Genomic DNA, 20,893 nt, shown 5'->3' with positions numbered 1-20,893 from the left:
GCGAACGCTCCCCGGGGTGAGAATCCGTCCTGGGCCTGAGTCCAATTCGCGATCCCCTGCACATCTCGGCTACCTACTCTTAGGTATGATTCTCCCATGAAATATTGCCTCTCAATTCTGCTGCTGTTCTCATCCCTGTGTCTGGCCTCCAGCGAGCCCGTGGTATTTGGGGTGCACTCCAACACCGCGCCACTGGAGTGGCGAAAAAACGGGGTGGATCAGGGCTTCAATATCGAACTGCTCAAGCGCATCGGCCAGCTGACTGGCCACAGCATCCACCCCAGACGCAAATCCTTCCAGCAACTGGTGCGGGATGTGCAAAACCCAGACAGCGACATCGACGTCATCTGTGTGGTGAGCCCGGTGGCCATCAGCCGCAACGCCCAGCAGTCCGACCCCATCTACGCCACCCACGCCAAGGCCTACACCCTGCAGGGGAAAAGCTTCATCAATAACTGGCAGGACTTGGCGGGCAAGCGGGTGGCGATCAAGGTAGGCTCCTTCGTCGACGTCTACCTGCGGGGCCACCCGCAGAACTTTATCCGCATCGATGTGGATCTCTATGAAACCGGCTTCAAGATGCTGCTGCAAAAACGGGTAGACGTGGTGCTGGCAGAAAACTTCGTCGCCCGCCGGCTGCAGCCTCTCTACCCCTCGGTGCGCAGCGCCAGTGACCCGCTGATCTACGGCGCCTTCAACTTCGTCAGTAACGACAAGAACGCGGCGCTGATGGCGGAGATCAACAAGGCCCTGCGTCAGCTCAAGCTCTCCGGCGAGTACGACCTGCTGGTCAACAAGTGGTTTGGCACCGGGCGGGAGAAGGTGGATCTCACCTCCACCCACGAGCAGGTGATGTGGGGCTCGGTGCTGATCGCCACCCTGGCGGCCATCGGCCTGGTGTTTACCTTCTCCATCAGCAGGCGGCTGCACAAACGCACCCTGGATCTGGACAACGAGCTGGAGCAGAGGCGCCTGGCGGAACGACGTATCTCCCAGTTGTCACGCCAGTTCCAGTCGGTGCTCGACGGCATTCCCCACGGGGTGTTCCTGTTCGATCGGCGCCAGGAGTGCCTGTGGAGTAACGGCAAGAACCAGTCGATGCTGGAGTCCGGAGCCCTGCTGGACAGCCTGGGGCTGCACTTCCAGCTGGCACCTCTGCTGAGGATGGTGCTCAACACCCAGAAAGGCCAGGTCAAGGAGCTGCACCAGGGGCAGCAATACTGGCAGCTGCAGATCCACCCCATAGGTCAGGAACAGGCGGTGGTGATGCTGGAAGAGACCACGGAGCAGCACAAGCTGCGCCAGGCCAACGAACAGGCCAGCCGCCTGGCTTCGCTGGGGGAGCTGTCCGCCGGCATCGCCCATGAGATCAACAACCCCACCGGGCTGATTGTCCACGCCATCGCCCTGTTCAGCGAAGCGATGCAGGATCTCAAGCCTGCCATCGAGCACTATCGACAACAGGACCCCTTCTGGCTTATCGCCGGATTGGATCCGGATCGGGCTCTGAGGGAGCTGGACAACGGCAGCCACACCATCGAAGAGGGGGCCAGACGCATCGCCCGAATTGTCGACGACCTCAAGCAGTACGCCCGCCCCGCCGACCAGGCCAGCCACCAGAGTCTGAGCCTCAATGATGTGGTTCAGGTCGCCCTGCGCCTCACCGCCAACCAGGTGAAGCGCTTCGGTGTCCAGACTGCACTGGATGAACACGACCCGAGAATGCGCGGCGATACCCAGCAGTTGCAACAGGTGATGATCAACCTGATTCAGAACGCCTGCCATGCCATGAGCCCTGACCGGGGCGTGCTGCAACTGGATACCGGCCGGGATCCCCAGGGAGTCTTTATCCGGATTCGGGACAACGGCTGTGGCATGGACCAAGAGACGGTACAGCGCATCAAGGAGCCCTTCTTTACCACCCGCCGTCACGTGGGTGGCACCGGGCTGGGGCTGTCGGTGTGCAGCCGCATCATCAATGAACATCATGGCAAATGGCTGGTGGAGTCCGAACTGGATTGTGGCACCACCATGACCCTCTATTTCCCCGAGGAGGAGCAAGCATGAAGCTGGCACGAAACCTATTGCTGGTGGACGACGAAGCCCAGTGGCTGCGCACCCTCTCCATGACCCTGACCCGGCTGGTGCCTGAAGCCACCCTGGATACCTGCGTGGACAGCCGCCAGGTACTGAACCGCATGGAGCTCAAGGAGTATGCCCTGGTGCTGCTGGACCTGACCATGCCCTTCCACTCCGGCGAACAGCTGCTGGAGGAGATCCGCGGTCGCTTCCCCAACACCCGGGTGATCATCGTCACCGGGGTCAATGAGGTGGAAACCGCTGTGCGCTGCATGAAGCGCGGCGCCTACGACTACTTCATCAAGACCGGCAACGTGGAGGATCTGGCCAGCACAGTGCGCCGGGCACTGGAAGTGGTGGGCCTGGAGCGCAGCTACCAGCAGATCAAGGAGAGTTTCCTCAGCCGAGAGCTGGCTCAACCCGAGGCGTTCAACCACATTCTCACCTGCGAGCCGGCGATGCTGGACCGGCTGCGCTACCTGGAAGCCCTGGCCATCAGCCCAGAACCGATCCTGATTACCGGGGAGAGCGGTTGTGGCAAGGATCTGTTTGCCCAGGCCCTGCACCGACTGATTGGGACCGAGACCCCTTTCGTCCGGGTCAATCTGGCGGGATTGAGCCTGCAGGGGTTTGAGGCCACCCTGTTTGGCCAGGTTCGCGGTGCCGTCGAAGAGGATGAGCCAGCCCGGGCCGGTCTGGTGCACAGCGCCCAAGAGGGTCTGCTCTACCTGGATGAGATTGGCGACCTGCCGCTGGAAGCTCAGGCAAAACTGCTGGATCTGCTGCAGTACCGGCAGTACTACCCCATCGGCAGCGACCGCCCCTTCCCGGTACGCTGCCGTGTGGTCACCTCCACCCAGCACGACCTGCTGGAACTGAAAAAGGCGGGGCGGTTTCGTAACGATCTGCTCTACCGGCTGAGGGCCCACCGCATCAACCTGCCTCCCCTGAGGGAGCGCCCGCTGGACCTGCCGCTGTTGCTCAACCACTTCATCGAGCAAGCCAGCGAGCAGATGCAGCGCCCGGCCCCGCTGCTTCCGGCAGACCTGGCCGCCAGACTGGCGGGCTACCCCTTCCCGGGCAACTTGCAGGAGCTCAAGGGGATGGTGTTTGACGCGGTCAGCCGCAGCGATGACACCCACCTGAACATCGCCCCCTTTGTGGAAGCGATGCAGGAACATCAGGGGGACACGGCACCGGCTCAACTGCTGCGATTCCCGGAGCAGTTACCCAGCCTGGCCGAGGTAAACCGCGCCATCATCGAGGAGGCGATGAGCCGTACCGCCAATAACCAGACCGCCGCCGCCAAGATGCTGGGGATCAGTCAGAGCGCACTGAGTCGCCGGCTGGCCAAGGGGGAATAGAAAAAGGGGAGCCGATGGCTCCCCTTTTCAATGCGGTGGCAGGACTCAGGCCTTGGCCTCTCCCGTCCAGAAACGCTCATCCATCTGCATCTGCGCCATCGCTTCGGCGCGGTTGATCAGCAGCTCCGCATACTCCAGCTGGGTCTTGTCCTGGGTGGTACGACGGATGTTCTCCGCCTTCATCTGCCAGTTCAATGAGAAATGGCGCAGGGCATCGCGAGCCCCCTCGATGTGGGTGTCCTGCATCAGATCTGCAGGCAGATCGCCACTGAGTACCCAGTAACGCTTGCCACTGCCACTCTCCATGATCTTCCAAAGGGCCAGGAAGGGGGGCAGCACCCGGCACTCCTTGTCATACACTTTGCCCGGAATCAGACCTTTCTCCGCCATGTGACGGTTGGCCTTCTGAAATTGAGTCCGGATCCACTCCTGCTCCTGCTGGGGGGGCTGTTGTTGTTCTGTCATTGCCTCTTCCTTCTTGCTACTGCCTTATACCAGTCAACTTTTGCGCAGAGGGGCCGGCAGTGTGATCTATGTCAACTTTGCTTGCCATTTGACACCCTTTCAGGCCCTGGTTCGACTTGGCGCACCAGTGTGTCACTGGTATGGTGGCGACCATAATCACATATAAAAAGGCCTGAAACAAAGGCAAACTGCACAGGGAGCAAGCCAGTGTCCATTTTCGAGCACATCTCATTTGATGAACATGAGCACGTCATGTTCTGCCACGACAAGGCCTCTGGCCTTAAAGCGATCATTGCCGTACACGACACTACTCTGGGTCCAGCCGTAGGCGGCTGCCGCATGTGGCCCTACGAGAGCGAAGAGGACGCCATCAACGACGTACTGCGCCTCTCTCGTGGCATGACCTATAAGAACGCCCTGGCCGGCCTGGAGTTCGGTGGCGGCAAGTCGGTGATCATCGGCGACCCCAAGTCCGACAAATCCGATGCACTGTTCCACGCCTTCGGCCGCGCCGTCGATTCGCTGGGTGGCCGCTACTATTCCGCCGAAGATGTGGGGATCAACACCTCCGACATCATGAAGGCCCATGAGGTCACCCCTTACATGTGTGGCCTGGAAGGGCAGAGCGGCGATCCCTCCCCCTATACGGCACTGGGCACCTACCTCGGCATCAAGGCCGCAGTGAAACACCAGCGCGGCCTGGACAGCCTGGAAGGGATCAAGGTTGCGGTACAGGGCCTGGGCCATGTGGGCTACGACATCTGCCGTCACCTGCATGACGCCGGTGCCGAACTGATCGTCTGCGACCTCAGCCCAGAGCAGCTGGATCGTGCCGCCACCGAGTTTGGCGCCACCGTCGTCGGCCTGGATGAGATCTACAGCCAGAACGTCGATGTCTACTGCCCCTGTGCCCTGGGCGCCACAATCAACGACGCCACCCTCCCCCAACTCAAGGCCACCATCGTTGCCGGCTGTGCCAACAACCAACTGGCCGAGCCCCGTCACGGTGAGATCCTCAAGGAGAAAGGGATTCTGTACGCCCCGGATTATGTGATTAACGCCGGCGGCATCATCAACGTCTCCTTCGAAAAGGAGTATGACGCCAACAAGTCTGAAGCCAAGGTGCGCAAGATCTACGACACCCTGCTGACCATCTTCGCCAAAGCGGACGAAGAGGGTAAAACCACGGGAGAAGTGGCCGACATCATGGCCCGGGAGATCATCGCCCAGGCCCGCGCCGCCAAGGCGTAGGCCCCAGATGTGGAAACGCCCCGCCAGGCGGGGCGTTTCTGTTTCCGGCACCGGTCAACACCGGTCTAAGATGATTTAAAGAGATGTAACACACTCTGAGGCTCGTTACCTTGGTTTCCTAAAGTGTGAATGTTACTCTTGCTCCCTAAGTCTGACTAAAGCGTTCCCGATTCTATGCCTCAAATCTCTCAACCCGGACACGCCGACATCCATCGCTGGTTGGAAGCGATGCAGGTGGAGTTCTACCTGTGCGGCGCCTGCGACGGTTTTCACCTGACCAAGATGCAGGAGTGCCCGGGCGTGTTCGACAGCAAGCTGGAGCTGATTGAGGAGCAGGGCCTGCTGCAGTTCAGCACCTCCATGGAGCTGCGACCCGCCACTCTGCTCAAGCTATACAGTGAACTGGGTGAACTGAACAACAGGCATAACGAGCTGAAGATTTTCGTCGAGCTGATGGATGACACCCTGCCCAAACTGGTGATCAGCAGCCATGTACGCACCGCCGCCGGGCTCACCGAAGAGCAGTTTGCCGATTTCGTCGGCTTCCACAGCGATGTGAAGGTACAGCTGCTGAAGTGGATCCACGAGCAGGGCTATGCCCTACCGGACGACAACGACGAAGAGAGCCATGCCGCCCCGGAAATCGAACTGGGGCAGCAGCACCTGCTGCATTAAGCGAACAGCACTAAAAAAGGCTCCGAAAGGAGCCTTTTTTGTATCTGCAACCTGAATCAGGCGACCTTGGCAGAGACCAGGGCCTTGCCCGCCTCATTCACCAGGCGCAGACCTTCACCGTCACGTTCGATGGTGCCCTCACAGGGCATCAACACCGGACGCTGGAACTGGAAACTGGCGCTGGTGATCGGCTCGGCGACACTGGCCAGCATCTTGGCCACCATATACATGCCATGGGCGATGGGCGCTTCGAAACCAAAAGGCTTGGCGGTCAGGCGATGCAGGTGGATGGGGTTGTAGTCGCCGGAGATGGCCGCATAACGGCGAGCATCGCTCTCCTGCATCATCAAGTTGGATACCGGCTTCCAGTCGTAGGCGACCCGAGGCTCACGCGCCGGACGACCGCGCTTGCGAGGCCCCTCGAGTTTCAGCAGACAACGGCTGACGTAGCTGGCGGTCACCTCTCCCTCATGGCGGAATTCACCCAGCAGCTCAAACTCCAGCCCCTTGATGGTCTCCTGCTGATCACCCACTTTCAGGGTGAACTGGTAGCTCTTGTCCAGGCTCATGGGCTGGTGCTGCTCAAAGCTCACACCCAGGTGAATCATCCCCAGGGGCTTGACCGGTACGTCGGGCTGGGTCAGCAGCATCAGTTGCACAGGCTGAGACGCAACGAACATATAGCTCAGGGGCAGGCTGCCCTTGGGAAAGCCACAGAAGGTGTTGTACTTTTCCAGCTTGCCGGCATCAAAACGAAAATCCTGAATCTCAATGGCCTTCTCGGGCAGCTGCGCCGGAGGCGTACGCTTGAGGATGGCTCGGGCAATCAGTGGGATCGTCGTGGGGATCTGGTTGGCGTGGTATTGAAGCACTGTCATTCCTTCAGAAGGTTCTCTTAAGTGGCATATTTACTCTAAACAGAACAGGATACCGACTTTCCCGGCCGAGATGGACAGACCAGTCGGGACTCAGAGTATAGAACAGACAGTAAAATGCCGCCGAACTCATTGAGTTTGGCGGCGTTTCTCATAAACAGAGACTATTTTAGAAGGCGCGCTGACTCGCCAGCTCACTGTACTTGGCCATGCTGGCCTCCCCCAGTGAGATGCGCTGGGTGGCCTGCTCCTGCAGCCAGTCAAACATCGCCTTCACCGCCGGGGTGTCTTTGCGATCCGGGTGGCAGACCAGATAATAGCGCTGCCCTGCCGGCACAAAGGACTCGATGGGCACCACCAGGTTGCCTGCCTCCACCTGAGGCGCCACCATGCTCCAGCGTCCCATGGCGACCCCCTGACCGGACATCGCCGCCCGATAGGCCAGGTCCGCCCGGTTGAAGACGAAGCCCCGGTCCACCGACAGCCCCTCAATCTCCGCCAGCCGCGCCCAGTACTGCCATTCGGTGTAGAAACCGGAGCTTTGCCAGGCGGTCTCATCGTGCAACAGCAGACACTGGGCCAAACGTTCGGGGCTGTTCCACAGCTCATTGATGTCGGCATACTCCCGGCTGCACACCGGCACCAGACTCTCCTCCATCAGGTCGGTGCCATAGAGGCCGGAGGTGAGGTGGTCGGAATAGTAGACCGCCAGATCCACAGACTCATGCTGGAAGTCGGTGGCTCTGGACTGGGCGCGAACCTGAAGGGTCAGGCGGGGAAACTTGGAGTGCAGGTCGCCCAGGCGCTCGGCCAGCCAGCAACGGGCAAAGCTGTGGGGCACGGCGATGCTCAGGGTGGAGGAGAAATCCTGCTGCTTGAGATCGCGGATGGCAATCTCCAGGCTGCCCAGAGACTGGTCCAGCTCCGCCAGGAGTCCCGCCCCCTGATCGGTCAGCTGCAACCGGCGATTGAACCGCAGGAACAGCTTGAACCCCAGCTGCTCCTCCAGTTTCTTGATTCGATGACTCACGGCGGATTGGGTGAGGTAGAGCTCCTCCGCCGCTTTAGTGAAACTCAGATGACGGGCCGCGCACTCAAAACAGTGCAGCGAAGAGAGTATCGCGCCGTTTAACATAGCCACCTCGGATTAATTGAATTAATTCGAGGATAATGATAATTCGCTGTCAGGGAGGCGCAAGGCTAAGTAGTATGCAAGGGTCGACAGCGGGACAGGGTTCACAAAACCAGTGAGTGAACCCATCGAGTTAGCCCTTTGTTCCGCTGCCGGGCCCGGTCAGACAGTGCTCCCTTACTTGCTGCTCTGATCGCGTCGACCGCGTCATATACAAGGTGACAAGGTCGCCGGCAGAGTGGTGATACGACGCTATCCCCTCTGCTGTGCCCCACCCCTCTTCAAATCCCCTTCAGATTATTCAAATTCAAGCCAAACCGTGATCCCGATTCGGCCAGCCACTTTTTCGGCGTGACCAAGATCACGTCGCCAGTCAAGGTGACGCGCGCAGCGATCAAAAAAGGGCGCAGAAACGCCCCTTTATTCACTCCTGCCAACCTAGTCGACCAGGTCGAACAGCGCCTCCAGGGGATGACGGGGCCGCTGCTTCTCAATTCGCTTCACCTGGGAGCGACAGGAGTAACCGGACACCAGCACCTCCTCGGTGGCCGCGTCGATGGCGGGCTTCCAGGAAAGGTCATAGAGATCTTTGGAGATGGCCAGGTTGCCCTTCTCATGACCAAAGGTGCCGGCCATGCCGCAACAACCGCCGGCCTGATGAATCAGCTCGCCGCCAAAGTGGCGGAACAGCGTCTGCCATTCGGCCACCGCCTGAGGTCGCAGGCTGTTCTCGGTGCAGTGGGTCATCAGCTTGTACACCGCTTCCCCCTTGGGCTTTTGTGGCCAACGCTCTAACTGAGTCACCAGAAACTCGTTGAACAGCAGCACCTGGAAGTCGCCCCGGGCATCACCCAGCACCAGGTTGTACTCATCCCGGTAGGTCAGCACCAGCGCCGGATCCACCCCCACCAGGGTCACCCCGAAGCTGGCCACCCGGTTGAGGGCTCGGGCGCTGCGGGTGGCGGTCTCGGTGAACTTGTCCATAAAGCCTTTGATGTGCTGCGGTTTGCCGTTGGGCTGGTAATCCATCACCCGCACCCGGTAACCCAGGGCCTGCAATAACTGTGCGGCACGCTCCACCACCACGGCATCGTAGTAGCTGGTGAAGGGGTCCTGAACGATCACCAGGGTGTTGGCCAGCTCCGAATCGCTCAGCCTGGCCAGCTCCGCCTCGTCCAGGCGCAGCTCTGCCGGCAGACGTTGCGCCAGGGTGGGCACCGACAACGCCGGGGTATCCACATAGCCAAACAGCTTGCCTGCCGCCCAGCCGGACAGCGGGTTCTGGGTCATCAGGTTCACCAGGCGCGGCACCTTGGCCATCCACCCGAGGGCGGACTCGATGCCGGCCACCAGGTAGTCCTTGGCCGGTCTCAGGTAGCGCTTATGGTAGAGGTGCAGGAACCGGGCGCGGAAGTCCGGCACATCCACCTTCACCGGGCAGCCGCCGCTGCACGCCTTACAGGCCAGGCAGGTCTGCATCGCCTCATACAGCTCATGGGAGAAATCCTGGCGCTTGTGCCGGCCCAGGCTGGCCTTGATGCGCTCGCGCAGTGTGGCCATGGGCACCGCGTCCAGGTCGGCGGTGTTCACCCCCTCCTGCGCCAGCAGCCTCAGCCACTCCCGCATCAGGGTCGCCCTGCCCTTGGGGGACCACACCCGGTTGCCGGTGACCTTGTAGGAGGGGCACATGGGGTTGTTGGCGTTGTAGTCAAAGCAGAGGCCATTGCCGTTGCAGCTGATCGCCTTATCGAACTGGCTGCGGGCCGCCTGTGGCAGCTGACGGTCGAAGCTGCCGCGCTTTATCTCGTCGATGCTGTACACATCCTCCTGAGACTCGAAGGGGGTACAGATCTTGCCCGGATTCATGCAGTTGTGTGGGTCGAACCAGCCCTTAATGCGACGCAGATCATCAAACAGTTCACCGAATACCGCCGGGCCATACTCGGAGCGCACCCCTCGACCATGCTCACCCCACATCAGACCACCGTACTTGCGGGTCAGGGCCTCCACCTCGTCGGAAACGGTGCGCAGCAGAGCCTCATCCGCTGGATCGCACATGTCCAGGGCGGGACGCACGTGCAGCACTCCGGCGTCCACATGGCCAAACATGCCGTACCTCAGCTGATGACCGTCGAGCAGGGTGCGGAACTCGGCGATGAAGTCCGCCAGCTGCGCCGGCGGCACCGCGGTGTCCTCGGCAAAGGCGATGGGCTTACGGGCGCCCTTGGCGTTGCCCAGCAGACCCACCGCCTTCTTACGCATCTGGTAGACCCGGGCAATCTCCCCCTTGTCCAGGCAGACCCGGTGACCCAGTACGCCCTTGGCCCCCTCCGCCAGCAGCTGCTCCAGGTTGGCCAGTTTGGTCTCCACCTCGTCACGGGTTCCGGCAAACTCCACCATGTTGATGCCGGCCATCGCCGCATCGAAGGCGCTGGGCACCAGTTCGGAGACCTGGTGCCAGATGATGTCCTCCTTGGCCAGTCCCAATACGGTGGAGTCGATGGTCTCCACCGCCGTGGCCTGAGCCTCCACCATGATGGGCGCGTGGCGCAGGGCGGAGTCGAAGCTGTCGTAGCTGATGTTGACCAAGGCTCGGTGGGTTGGGATCTGGGTCAGGTCCAGCTTGGCGCTCACCACAAAGGCCAGGGTCCCTTCACTGCCACAGATAAGCCGGGTCAGATCCAGGGTGTCGCTGTCCGCGTCATAGGCATGGCGCAGGTCATAGCCGGTCAGGAAACGGTTCAGCTCGGGAAAGGTCTGCTTGATCTGCGCCTGCTTGTTGCGGCACAGGCTCAGCACCGCGTCCGCCAGCTCCCTGGCGCGGCCGGTGAGGGCCTCCCTGGCGTCGGCGTTCCAGGGCCCCGTGGTCAGCAGGCTGCCGTCATCCAGTACACTGGTGACGCCCAGGACATGATCCGAGGTCTTGCCGTAGACCAGGGAGCCGGCGCCGGAGGCGTCGGTGCTGATCATCCCACCGATGGTGGCACGGTTGGAGGTAGAGAGATCCGGGGCAAAGAACAGCCCATGAGGACGCAGGGCGTCGTTCAGGGCGTCTTTGACCACGCCGCACTCCACCTGAACACTGCGCCCCTGGGCATCGATGTCAGACACCCCCTGGAAGTGCCTGCTGGTGTCCACCACCAGGCCAAAGTTCAGGGCCTGACCGTTGGTGCCGGTGCCACCGCCCCGTGGGGCGAAGTGGATCCCCTTGAAGGCGGGGGAGCGGGCCAGACGCAACATCAGCTGCAGGTCGTGGGCATCCTTAGGGTAGACCACCGCCTGAGGCATAAACTGATAGACGCTGTTGTCCACCGCCATCGCCAACCGGGCGCTGTAGCTGAGATCGATCTCGCCACTAAACCCCTGTTGGGCCAACTGTTCCGTAAAATTCTTGTAGCGCGCGTCCAGTGTCTGCGCTGTAGGCAATGATGGGATCATTCGACCGCAAGTCCCCAGATGAATACTTGCTCGAATCATATAAAAAAAGGGGGCGCTTTAGCAGCGCCCCCCTCATTATTCTAGTATTGACCAGACTTATTTCTTAGGCAGAGCCTTGCCCAGGTACAGCCAGGTCTCGACCACGGTGTCCGGGTTCAGGGACACGGAGTCGATCCCCTCTTCCGCCAGCCAGGCCGCGAAATCTTCGTGGTCGGAAGGACCCTGACCACAGATACCCACGTACTTGCCGCGAGCCTTGGCCGCCTGAATCGCCATGGACAGCAGCGCCTTGACCGCGTCGTTACGCTCATCAAACAGGTGGCTGATGATGCCGGAGTCACGGTCCAGACCCAGAGCCAGCTGAGTCATGTCGTTGGAACCGATGGAGAAGCCATCGAAGTGATCCAGGAACTGGTCAGCCAGCAGGGCGTTGGAGGGCAGCTCGCACATCATCTGTACCTGCAGACCGTCTTGACCACGCTTGAGACCATTCTTGGCCAGTTCGGCAATCACGCCTTCCGCTTCGCCCAGGGTTCGAACGAATGGAATCATAATCTCGACGTTGGTCAGACCCATCTCGCCACGCACACGCTTAATCGCTTCACACTCCAGGGCGAAACAATCGCGGAAGGAGTCGTCGATGTAACGGGACGCACCGCGGAAGCCCAGCATGGGGTTCTCTTCCTCAGGCTCGTAACGATCACCGCCCACCAGGTTGGCGTATTCGTTGGACTTAAAGTCAGACAGACGAACAATCACACGCTTGGGGTAGACGGAGGCGGCGATGCAGGACACACCTTCCGCCAGGCGGGCAATGTAGAACTCAACGGGGTTGGCGTAACCGGCCATCAACTCGTCGATCTCCGCCTTCACATCGGCTTCCTGATCGTCATAGTTCAGCAGCGCCTTGGGGTGCACACCGATCATGCGGTTGATGATGAACTCCAGGCGGGCCAGGCCGATACCTTCGTTGGGCAGGCGACCGAAGTCGAAGGCGCGGTCAGGGTTACCCACGTTCATCATGATCTTCATCGGCAGTTCAGGCAGGTCATCCACGCGAGAGGTGGTCACCGAGAAGCCCAGTTTGCCGTCGTAGATGTAACCTGTGTCACCTTCGGCACAGGAAACGGTGACTTCGCTGCCGTTGGTGATCTTGGCGGTGGCGTCGGCACAGCCAACAACCGCGGGAATACCCAGCTCACGGGCAATAATGGCGGCGTGACAGGTACGGCCACCACGGTTGGTGACGATGGCGCTGGCACGCTTCATGATCGGCTCCCAATCGGGGTCGGTCATGTCGGTCACCAGAACGTCTCCGGGCTGGATCTTGTCCATATCTTCGATGGAGTCCAGAACCTTGGCCACACCGGCACCGATCTTGTGACCGATGGCGCGACCTTCGGTGATCACCTCGCTCTGACCTTCCAGGTTGAAGCGCTCCATCACCTGGGCGTCTTCGTTGGAACGTACGGTCTCAGGACGGGCCTGCACGATGTACAGCTTGCCGTCGATGCCGTCTTTGGCCCACTCGATGTCCATGGGACGACCGTAGTGCTTCTCGATGATCATCGCCTGCTTGGCCAGTTCCAGGACCTCTTCGTCGGTCACGGAGAACTGCTTCTGCTGCGCGGCGTCCACGTCGATGATCTCGACCTGCTTGCCGTGGGCTTCGTCGCCGGAGTACACCATCTGTACCAGCTTGGAACCCAGGTTACGGCGCAGTACCGCCATGTGGCCCTGGGCCAGGGTTGGCTTGTGTACGTAGAATTCGTCAGGGTTCACCGCACCCTGTACCACCATCTCGCCCAGTCCGTAGGCGGAGGTCACAAAGACCACATCTTCGTGGCCAGACTCGGTGTCGATGGAGAACATCACACCGGAAGAGGCCTTGTCGGAACGCACCATGCGCTGGATACCCGCGGACAGAGCCACACCGCGGTGGTCGTAGCCCTGGTGAACACGGTAGGAGATGGCGCGGTCGTTAAACAGAGACGCAAATACGTGCTTGATGGCCACCATCACGGATTCGATGCCGCGAACGTTCAGGAAGGTTTCCTGCTGGCCTGCGAAGGATGCATCGGGCATATCTTCGGCGGTGGCGGAGGAGCGAACCGCGAAGGAAGCGCCTTCGGCGCCACCCTGGTTCAGCTCGTTGTACGCTTCCTTGATCGCCTCTTCGAGGGCGGGCTGGAAGGGGGTATCGATGATCCATTGGCGGATCTCGCCACCGGCCTTGGCCAGGGCGTTCACGTCATCAACATCCAGGGTGTCCAGAACGGTGTGGATACGCTCGTTCAGTCCACTTTGCTCAAGAAACTCATCATAGGCCTCCGCAGTGGTCGCGAAACCACCGGGTACCTGAACGCCGGCGTTAGCCAGGTTGCTGATCATCTCACCGAGAGACGCATTCTTACCGCCAACTCGGTTGACGTCGTTCATGCCAAGTTCTTGGTACCAGAGTACATATTGGGTCACTGTTCTGTCCTCACAACCTCAGATTTATTATGACACCCCTTCCTACGGGGTCGCTGGCATCATACACTGGGCCCAAATAGCCATAAAAGTCTAATTTTTATTGTAATTTTATTACTACATGAGGCCCGGATGACCCGCAAAGTATTCTACATCTCCGACGGAACAGCCATTACTGCAGAAGTGTTTGGGCACGCGGTTTTGTCCCAGTTTCCAGTAGATTTCGAACAAAAGACCATCCCTTTCGTGGAAACTCTGGCGAAAGCCGAAGAGGTTCGAAACCAGATCAATGACTGTTTTATTACGACGGGAGAGCGTCCTCTGATCTTTCACTCCATTGTGAACCCGGAGATTCGCGCCATCATCTACTCCTCAGAAGGACTGGACTACGACTTCCTGAACACCTTTGTGGCCCCCCTGGAGCAGCAGCTGGGCATCAAGGCAGACCCCAAGGCCCACAGGACCCACTCCATGGCCAACGAGTCCTACAACGCCCGTATCGATGCCATCCACTACGCCATGGACAACGATGACGGGGTGACCCTGAAGAATCTGAACGAAGCGGATGTGATCCTGATTGGTGTCTCCCGCTGCGGCAAGACCCCCTCCAGCCTCTATCTCTCCATGCAGTTCGGCATCAAGGTGGCCAACTACCCCTTCATTGCCGAAGATATGGAAAACCTGAAGCTGCCGCCGGATCTGAAGAAGTTTAAGAAGAAGCTGTTCGGCCTCACCATCAACCCCCAGCGCCTGACAGAGATCCGTCAGAGCCGACTGGCCGATTCCAAGTACGCCTCAGCCCGCCAGTGCCGGATGGAGGTGAAAGAGGTGGAACTGCTGTTCAAGAAGGAGAAGATCCCCTTCCTGAATACCACCAACAACTCGGTGGAGGAGATCGCCACCAAGATCCTCTCAGAAACCGGACTGGAAAGAAGCATGTTCTAAACCAGCAAAAGAGGGCGCCAATCGGCGCCCTCTCTTTTATCCTGTCCCGGCGTCAGTGCTTATGTTCCGGGTAGTAGGGCGCCAACGCCTCAATCGCCTTGGTGAGGGCATCGGCAAACTTGGGATCGGCATTCTGCTTGGCCTTCATCGCCGCCACAATCACCCCATGGTGGGTCACCAGTCGCTGCTGATAATCCTTGTGGCTGGACTTCACCCTCTGAGTCAAGAAGTAGTCGCTGATGGTCGAGATCACCTTCTGAGCATGCTGCTCCTTATTCATGACCCAGCGAACCATCTGATTCTGCGACTGAGCGTCTCCTTTGCCTGCCAGCTCCGCCATCATGGCGGTGGCCTTGGCCACGGTTGCGGCGTCCTCCAGCATCTGCTTAACCCTGGCATGATCATCGTAGATGCCGCAGGGTACCTGGCAGTGTGACCAGGCCAGAGGCGACAGCATTCCCAGACACAGGGTAAGCAGCATTAATACTCGTTTCATGATTCCCTCTCCTTGATAAACAGCCCGGTTCTGGAGGAGACACAACAGCAAGCCATTCAAAGGCTGCGCCTTTTCCCATTCCCAGGTTCAATTTCCCCAAGGAGTATGGCTCGCCTATGAGCACTCTGCCGAAAAACTGCAGCCAACGGGGCATCGATTGCCCAGACCGATCGCCAATTCGGAAATCCCGAAAAATTCACCGCTTCTATTCGTTTTTAATGTCGATAAAAATTTGATATATTGGAGCCATGGATTCGAAAAAAATATTACATAATACAAAAAGGAGATAATCATAATGAACAGCTCAGCGAAGACTCAACTGGCCACCAAGGCTGCTCCCATCGCCATCGGTCTGTTTTTGCTTGGTGTTGTCACCATGTCCACCTTTTATACTGTGGATGAGGGCCATGTTGGCATCGTCAAGCGCTTTGGTCAGGCTCAGCAACAGGTCAATCCCGGCCTGCACATTAAGATCCCCCTGGCTGACTCGGTGCAAAAACTGGAGATTCGAACCCGTAAGAACGTGGAAACCCTGAAGGCTGCCACCCACGAACAGATGCCGGTGGATGTGGATGTCTCCATCAACTGGACGGTGATCCGCAGCGAAGCCTTCGACCTGTATCGCAACTACGGTGGCCTGGATCAGTTTGAAAATCGCATTCTGGACCCTCGGCTAAGATCGGCGGCCAAGGACGCCATCGCCCGCTACAAGGCGGAAGAGATTGTGCAGAATCGCGGCAAGGTCATCGCCAAGATCGAGGAGAACGTAGTCACCACCATGGGAGAGTTCCCGGTGAAGCTGGACAGCGTGCAGATAGAGAACCTGGTGCTGCCGCAGAAGTATCTGCAGAGCATTGAAACCAAACAGACGGAGAAAAACCTGGCGGCCGCCGAGAAACACCGCCTAGAGCGCCAGAAACTGGAGGCCCAGAGGGAGGTGAACACCGCCGAAGCCAAACGTGATGCCGAAAAGGCCCGGGCCGATGGTAACGCCTACGCCATTCTGACCGAAGCCCAGGCAGAAGCGGAAGCGATCAAGGTGAAGGGCCTGGCGGAAGCGGAAGCGATGCGCGAAAAGGCCGGCGCCATCGCCCAGAGTCCGCTGCTGGTGGAGTATGTCCGAGCCCAGAACTGGGACGGCAAATTACCCAGCACCATGATGGGCAGCGAGCAGAATGTGCTGTGGAATCTGGACCAGAAGTCCGCCATGCGATAACGAAAATGAGGAGGGCCTACCCTCCTCTTTTTTTGCCATGCATTAACTGCATATTATTCCAACAATAAAAGAGGCGAATAAAAACAAGATTAAGCAATGATAAAGTCGACATTTATCGAACCTCTCTCAAAAAAAAACAGAGATATCCCTCCTCAATATTCATCATTTCAGACCTCCCCTTCTCACTGCCTGCCACCTAAAACTGACACCACAGATCACACAATCCAGCAAAAGATAAAAAACAAACTACCCGACAGCAATTCATATTGGCAACAGACACCAAGAGACCAAGACAATCAGTGCCTCAGTTCACAATTCTCGCTAAGACTATACATCTTTATCAAAACACCCTGTGTGCAAAACTGCTTTGCACCGCCTGCGTTGATGGTCAGATTTGTCGATGGTCAAATATTTAGCACACCAACAAACCTGGAACTAACATGAAAATTAAAGTATCAATAATTGGATTGGTTCTTTCTTTGGCTTCCGTCGGGGTCAGTGCCATGGGAGAATTTATAGTTAAAGAAAGTCCGGAAGTTATTCTTCCCATGCATCAACTGTCCCGACACGTCGCTTTCGATCACCAAAATCATAAAAACGTCGAGTGCGCATCATGCCATCATAAGGTGAAAAGTGACGTAGAAAGCTTTACCCCCTACAAATGCTCCAGTTGCCACTCTACAAAAAAAGCAGATAAAAAAGACTCTGGCTCCTATTACGCCATTATTCATGGCAAAAAAGCCGTCAAGGATGATGCTGCTATTCGCTGCCTTTCCTGTCACAGCGATGCCCAGAAAAAATTTAATAAGTCAGATAAAGATCTGGTCGGCTGCGCTAACTCCAGCTGTCACAAATAATTCCTAGTCGAGGTAAGTATGTCTATTAGTCGACGCACGATGATGAAATTCATGGGTGTGGCAGCGGCGAGTGGCCCGGCCACTCTTTCTTTGAACGCCAATGCCAGCGTCAATACCCACCGAAGCCTGTTTGAAGAGACCAAGCTTGGCACATTGACGCTGAAAAACCGAATCATTCGTTCAGCCGCCTCTCAATACCGGGCAACAGTAGATGGCGACCCGACAGAGGATCTGATGCGGGTTCACCGGGAATTGGCCGAAGGCGGCGTAAGCCTGATTATCACCGGCCTGACCTACATCATGCCCGAAGACCAGTACGGTAACGGCGGTACCGGGTTGTATGACGACTCCCAAATCGAGATGTATAAGAAGGTCGTCCAAAACGCCCATGATCATGGCTCCAAGATCGCCGTTCAATTGGCGATGGTCGGCCCTCAAAGTAACTACCGGACCGACCGCCGCAAGGTGTACGGTGCCTCTAAGGTCCCCCACCCCATCTACGGCACCATCCCTAACCAGGTGATGACCAAGGAGGACATCAACTTCGCGGTTGACGCCTTTGCCAACGCTGCGGTCAGAGCGCAGAAATCGGGCTTTGACGCCATCGAACTGCACTTTGCCCACAATTACCTGGTGAGCCAGTTCCTGTTCCCCTACTACAACGACCGCAAAGATGAGTACGGCGGCCCCATCGAGAACCGAGCCCGCTTCGCCTTTGAAATCGTCGAGGCGGTGCGTGCGGCTGTGGGGCCTGAGTTCCCCATCATTGCCAAGGTACATGGACGGGACTACCTGGGCAGCCTCGCCGGTGGCAACACCCAGGAGGAAAACCTGTTTGTGGCCAAAGGGCTGGCCGAGCGAGGCATCACCGCACTGGACATCAGCGGCGGGAATAAGGTGCGCGGCATGGGTGAGTTCCACCCGGATATTCAGAACGAGAAAGATCAGTCTTACTTTGCCGATGACGCCAAATTCATCAGCGACAATGTTGATGTGCCGCTGATCGTCACCGGAGGCAACCGCACGCCCAAGTTGATGGAAGAGATTCTCGCCAACACCAAGAATATCCAAGCGTTTGGTTTCGGGCGCACCCTGCTTTCTGAGCCAGATCTGGCAAACAAGTGGAAACAGGATCCCTCCCACAGACCCCGCTGCCTGGCTTGCAACTGGTGCATCGCTAACTACGGCACCCAGAAATCCCAGTGCATCCTCAATGCTTCTCGAGCTTATATCACTCCAGGGCATTAATTTCACACCAGCAAAATAAATACTTGCCGCACTTTCCTTAAGTGCGGCACTCCACGACGACTGGATAATATAATGAAAAAATATAACACCCTGGCAATCATTATTGCCTCAACATTGTTGAACACTAACGCTTTTGCAGCCAACGAATATGAATTCGGTGGCATGACCCGAGTTAATTACTCCTACATCGATTACAATGAAGCCTCAGAAGACAAACTGGGTGACTTCAAATTCGAAGTCGCAGCCCTCTCCTTCAATGGCGAACGCGACGACATTGGCTTGTCAATGGAATATCGCTTTCGTGATGACTTTGATGCAATAAAACATGGCTATGCCTACTACAAACTGGATGACAACACCACTTTAAAGGCGGGCGTGGCTAAAGTACCCTTTGGCAATATCGGTTATATTTCCAACAGCTTCTGGCTGAGTTTGCAATACTATGTCGGTTTCGAAGACGATTACGATACCGGCGTCTCCCTGGAGTATCGTGGCGACGGTTATCAGACCGACGTGGCCTTTTTCAAAGGGGCCGAAAATGGCGCCACCAGCACCAAACGCTTCGCGGCAGATATCTTTCAAGGGGTGGTGAACGGTACCGAATACAACTACGAAGAGACCAACCAGTTCAACCTACGTCACTCCATTTTCACCGAGCTATTCGGCATTGACTTCACCATTGGCGCCTCTCTTGAATATGGACAGATGTATGACGCCGCCAACGGCAGCAAGGAAGATCGCTATGCCTATGCCGTTCACTACGAGGGCTCCGTCGACAACTGGAAGGTTCAGGCCCAGTACCTGAAGTACGATTTCGATGTCGCCTCCGACTATCAGAACAAGGTCGCCCTGAGTGTGGTCGGCGCCACCTATGAGATCACTTCCGAAGCCAGTGCCTTCACCTTTAACCTGGCCCGTAAGGTCGACATGGGATGGGGAGCGTTAACCGTCTACAATGATTTCAACGTGCTGTGCCCAGAGTCTGACGACTTCGACAAGAGCTATCAGAATGTTACCGGCATCAGCGTTGGCAAAGGACCGGTGTTTGCCTGGTTTGACTTTATCGTAGGCAAAAACATGTTGTGGTCCTCGCGCAGCAACCACGTTGGCCTGGAAGACCAGTTTGACAAGTGGGACAAGCGAATCAACATCAATCTGGGATACTACTTCTAATGCGAACAGGCCAGCCCCGAGGTTGGCCTGTTTTTTTCGATACTGATATAAATGTCAACCAGCACCGATCCAAGGAGACGATAATGCGCGAAAGCATCACACTGGATGAGCTGAAATGCTTGGTAGCCGTTTATGAGAGCGGCTCCATCAGCCGGGCTTCCGAGGAACTCGGGGTGATGCCGTCAACCATTAGCCGAAGCCTGACCCGGTTGGAATCGAAGCTGGATACCAGCCTCATTCTGAGAAACACCCGGAAGCTGGAGTTCACCCAGGAAGGGGTGCAACTCATCGAGCACGCCAAAACCATCAACTCCGCCATCGACAACATTCAAGACGAATTTCGCTTCGCAGGGAACGAGCCGAGCGGTACCCTGAGAATCAATGGTGCCTCTCCGGTTCTGGTCCACCTGGTGAGCCCCATAGTGAAGTGCTACTCCAAACTCTACCCCAGAGTAAAGATCCATCTGCAAAACGATGAAGAGATCGTCGACATCATCGAAAAGAGATCAGACCTGGCCATCCGGGTGGGTGCAGTGAACGATTCCAAGCACAACGTGATGCCTATTGGCATCAGCAAACGCCGTTTGCAGGCAAGTCCCAAATACCTTAAGGAGCACGGCTTCCCCAAGAGCATCGAGGATCTGAACAATCACGTACTCCTGGGGCTTGATGGTCCTACCATCCTCAATACCTGGCCGGTATTGGATAAAGATGGCAACAAGCTGAAGATCATCCCAAGCATCATCGCATCCAGTGGGGAGGTGCTCAGGAAACTGACTCTGGAGGGCGCCGGTATCGCCTGCCTGACCGACTTTATGACCAAGGCCGATCGCAGTACCGGCAAACTGGTGGAAGTGCTCAAAGAGGACACCGTGTACGACATCCGTGAGCTGAACGCCATCTATCACAAGGGAGGACCCACCCCGCCAAAAGTGAGTGCCTTCATCGAGCTCCTTAAGACAGAAGCCACTAGGATGCTTTAGTCCTGCCCGAGCCTCTGTTGCTTTGCGATCTGAACACTCATCCTAGCCCCGAGCCACAAAGCAGGTTAAAGCTCAAACACAAAGCTGGCTTACAGAAACACGGAAAAAACAGACACTCTGGACATACCCTCCCCTTTTTCATATCTGATGATTTTTGACGCAGTTGTCCCCAAGCCACTGGCGCGATTTGGATTGTTCCCTTACCTAAAGGCAAAGATTGGGTA

General features: G+C 57.6%; 16 protein-coding genes. 10 read left to right on the top strand and 6 right to left on the bottom strand.

Annotated features, from left to right (window positions below; genetic code table 11):
- The first annotated feature begins 96 nt into the window (after positions 1 to 96).
- Together G505_RS0103075 and G505_RS0103070 are read left to right on the top strand one after the other, a co-directional pair.
- Positions 97 to 2,067, top strand: a complete 1,971-nt coding sequence (locus tag G505_RS0103075; RefSeq protein ID WP_028108245.1) for an ATP-binding protein — start codon at positions 97 to 99, stop codon at positions 2,065 to 2,067.
- Positions 2,064 to 3,443 carry a sigma-54-dependent transcriptional regulator gene (locus G505_RS0103070; protein ID WP_028108244.1) on the top strand — a complete coding sequence of 460 codons (1,380 nt, stop codon included), beginning with the start codon at positions 2,064 to 2,066 and terminating at the stop codon, positions 3,441 to 3,443. Before G505_RS0103075 ends, G505_RS0103070 begins: the two co-directional genes overlap by 4 nt.
- A gap of 45 nt (positions 3,444 to 3,488) precedes the next feature.
- Here G505_RS0103070 and G505_RS0103065 read toward each other — a convergent pair whose 3' ends face one another.
- Positions 3,489 to 3,908, bottom strand: coding sequence for a DUF4826 family protein (locus tag G505_RS0103065; RefSeq protein WP_028108243.1), 420 nt, complete (start codon positions 3,906 to 3,908; stop codon positions 3,489 to 3,491).
- Between the two features lie 252 nt (positions 3,909 to 4,160).
- Here G505_RS0103065 and G505_RS0103060 point away from each other — a divergent pair, with 252 nt between their 5' ends.
- Together G505_RS0103060 and G505_RS20435 are read left to right on the top strand one after the other, a co-directional pair.
- Positions 4,161 to 5,159, top strand: coding sequence for a Glu/Leu/Phe/Val dehydrogenase dimerization domain-containing protein (locus tag G505_RS0103060; RefSeq protein ID WP_425402167.1), 999 nt, complete (start codon positions 4,161 to 4,163; stop codon positions 5,157 to 5,159).
- A gap of 174 nt (positions 5,160 to 5,333) precedes the next feature.
- Complete coding sequence (locus G505_RS20435; protein WP_157508996.1) at positions 5,334 to 5,834, top strand: YbjN domain-containing protein; 501 nt, start codon at positions 5,334 to 5,336, stop codon at positions 5,832 to 5,834.
- A gap of 56 nt (positions 5,835 to 5,890) precedes the next feature.
- On the opposite strand, the gene G505_RS0103050 is transcribed toward G505_RS20435, so the two are convergent.
- From G505_RS0103050 to ppsA, 4 genes are all read right to left on the bottom strand, one after another.
- On the bottom strand, positions 5,891 to 6,712 hold the full coding sequence (locus G505_RS0103050; protein WP_084643774.1) for a MaoC family dehydratase: 822 nt from the start codon (positions 6,710 to 6,712) through the stop codon (positions 5,891 to 5,893).
- Between the two features lie 166 nt (positions 6,713 to 6,878).
- Positions 6,879 to 7,844 (bottom strand): DNA-binding transcriptional regulator DsdC, encoded by a 966-nt coding sequence (dsdC, locus tag G505_RS20430; protein WP_051215846.1) that lies wholly within the window; start codon positions 7,842 to 7,844, stop codon positions 6,879 to 6,881.
- A 435-nt stretch (positions 7,845 to 8,279) separates the two neighbouring features.
- Complete coding sequence (ydiJ, locus tag G505_RS0103040) at positions 8,280 to 11,279, bottom strand: D-2-hydroxyglutarate dehydrogenase YdiJ (protein WP_028108240.1); 3,000 nt, start codon at positions 11,277 to 11,279, stop codon at positions 8,280 to 8,282.
- Between the two features lie 96 nt (positions 11,280 to 11,375).
- Positions 11,376 to 13,754 (bottom strand): phosphoenolpyruvate synthase, encoded by a 2,379-nt coding sequence (ppsA, locus tag G505_RS0103035; protein WP_028108239.1) that lies wholly within the window; start codon positions 13,752 to 13,754, stop codon positions 11,376 to 11,378.
- Between the two features lie 129 nt (positions 13,755 to 13,883).
- On the opposite strand from ppsA, the gene ppsR reads away from it, so the two are divergent.
- Complete coding sequence (gene ppsR, locus G505_RS0103030) at positions 13,884 to 14,696, top strand: posphoenolpyruvate synthetase regulatory kinase/phosphorylase PpsR (protein ID WP_028108238.1); 813 nt, start codon at positions 13,884 to 13,886, stop codon at positions 14,694 to 14,696.
- 52 nt (positions 14,697 to 14,748) lie between these two features.
- Here the strand turns inward: ppsR and G505_RS0103025 are convergent, their stop codons facing one another.
- A complete protein-coding gene (locus G505_RS0103025; protein ID WP_051215845.1) occupies positions 14,749 to 15,192 on the bottom strand; it encodes a superoxide dismutase, Ni in 444 nt (147 codons plus the stop codon).
- Between the two features lie 295 nt (positions 15,193 to 15,487).
- On the opposite strand from G505_RS0103025, the gene G505_RS20425 reads away from it, so the two are divergent.
- The 5 genes from G505_RS20425 (at position 15,488) to G505_RS0103005 (ending at position 20,669) form a co-directional block, all read left to right on the top strand.
- Positions 15,488 to 16,408, top strand: coding sequence for an SPFH domain-containing protein (locus tag G505_RS20425; RefSeq protein WP_084643772.1), 921 nt, complete (start codon positions 15,488 to 15,490; stop codon positions 16,406 to 16,408).
- Between the two features lie 440 nt (positions 16,409 to 16,848).
- A complete protein-coding gene (locus G505_RS22650; protein WP_084643770.1) occupies positions 16,849 to 17,265 on the top strand; it encodes a cytochrome c3 family protein in 417 nt (138 codons plus the stop codon).
- Positions 17,266 to 17,304: 39 nt separating this feature from the next.
- Positions 17,305 to 18,513: an NADH:flavin oxidoreductase gene (locus tag G505_RS0103015; RefSeq protein ID WP_169628186.1), complete on the top strand. Its 1,209-nt coding sequence runs from the start codon at positions 17,305 to 17,307 to the stop codon at positions 18,511 to 18,513.
- A 162-nt stretch (positions 18,514 to 18,675) separates the two neighbouring features.
- Entirely contained in the window at positions 18,676 to 19,686 is a 1,011-nt protein-coding gene (locus tag G505_RS0103010) for a hypothetical protein (RefSeq protein ID WP_245568323.1), read from the top strand.
- 83 nt (positions 19,687 to 19,769) lie between these two features.
- Complete coding sequence (locus G505_RS0103005) at positions 19,770 to 20,669, top strand: LysR family transcriptional regulator (protein WP_035385014.1); 900 nt, start codon at positions 19,770 to 19,772, stop codon at positions 20,667 to 20,669.
- Positions 20,670 to 20,893 lie beyond the last annotated feature (224 nt).

Source organism: Ferrimonas futtsuensis DSM 18154, assembly GCF_000422645.1.
In the GTDB taxonomy this organism is placed as follows: domain Bacteria; phylum Pseudomonadota; class Gammaproteobacteria; order Enterobacterales; family Shewanellaceae; genus Ferrimonas; species Ferrimonas futtsuensis.
Note: the sequence above shows the minus strand (reverse complement) of the source record. Positions and strands in the feature narration are given on the sequence as shown.

Bases quoted from the DNA above. Each gene is read 5' to 3' on its own strand.
- G505_RS0103075 (WP_028108245.1), top strand. From the start codon at position 97: ATGAAATATTGCCTCTCAATTCTGCTGCTGTTCTCATCCCTGTGTCTG.
- G505_RS0103070 (WP_028108244.1), top strand. From the start codon at position 2,064: ATGAAGCTGGCACGAAACCTATTGCTGGTGGACGACGAAGCCCAGTGG.
- G505_RS0103065 (WP_028108243.1), bottom strand. From the start codon at position 3,908: ATGACAGAACAACAACAGCCCCCCCAGCAGGAGCAGGAGTGGATCCGG.
- G505_RS0103060 (WP_425402167.1), top strand. From the start codon at position 4,161: ATGTTCTGCCACGACAAGGCCTCTGGCCTTAAAGCGATCATTGCCGTA.
- G505_RS20435 (WP_157508996.1), top strand. From the start codon at position 5,334: ATGCCTCAAATCTCTCAACCCGGACACGCCGACATCCATCGCTGGTTG.
- G505_RS0103050 (WP_084643774.1), bottom strand. From the start codon at position 6,712: ATGACAGTGCTTCAATACCACGCCAACCAGATCCCCACGACGATCCCA.
- dsdC (WP_051215846.1), bottom strand. From the start codon at position 7,844: ATGTTAAACGGCGCGATACTCTCTTCGCTGCACTGTTTTGAGTGCGCG.
- ydiJ (WP_028108240.1), bottom strand. From the start codon at position 11,279: ATGATCCCATCATTGCCTACAGCGCAGACACTGGACGCGCGCTACAAG.
- ppsR (WP_028108238.1), top strand. From the start codon at position 13,884: ATGACCCGCAAAGTATTCTACATCTCCGACGGAACAGCCATTACTGCA.
- G505_RS0103025 (WP_051215845.1), bottom strand. From the start codon at position 15,192: ATGAAACGAGTATTAATGCTGCTTACCCTGTGTCTGGGAATGCTGTCG.
- G505_RS20425 (WP_084643772.1), top strand. From the start codon at position 15,488: ATGAACAGCTCAGCGAAGACTCAACTGGCCACCAAGGCTGCTCCCATC.
- G505_RS22650 (WP_084643770.1), top strand. From the start codon at position 16,849: ATGAAAATTAAAGTATCAATAATTGGATTGGTTCTTTCTTTGGCTTCC.
- G505_RS0103015 (WP_169628186.1), top strand. From the start codon at position 17,305: ATGATGAAATTCATGGGTGTGGCAGCGGCGAGTGGCCCGGCCACTCTT.
- G505_RS0103010 (WP_245568323.1), top strand. From the start codon at position 18,676: ATGACCCGAGTTAATTACTCCTACATCGATTACAATGAAGCCTCAGAA.
- G505_RS0103005 (WP_035385014.1), top strand. From the start codon at position 19,770: ATGCGCGAAAGCATCACACTGGATGAGCTGAAATGCTTGGTAGCCGTT.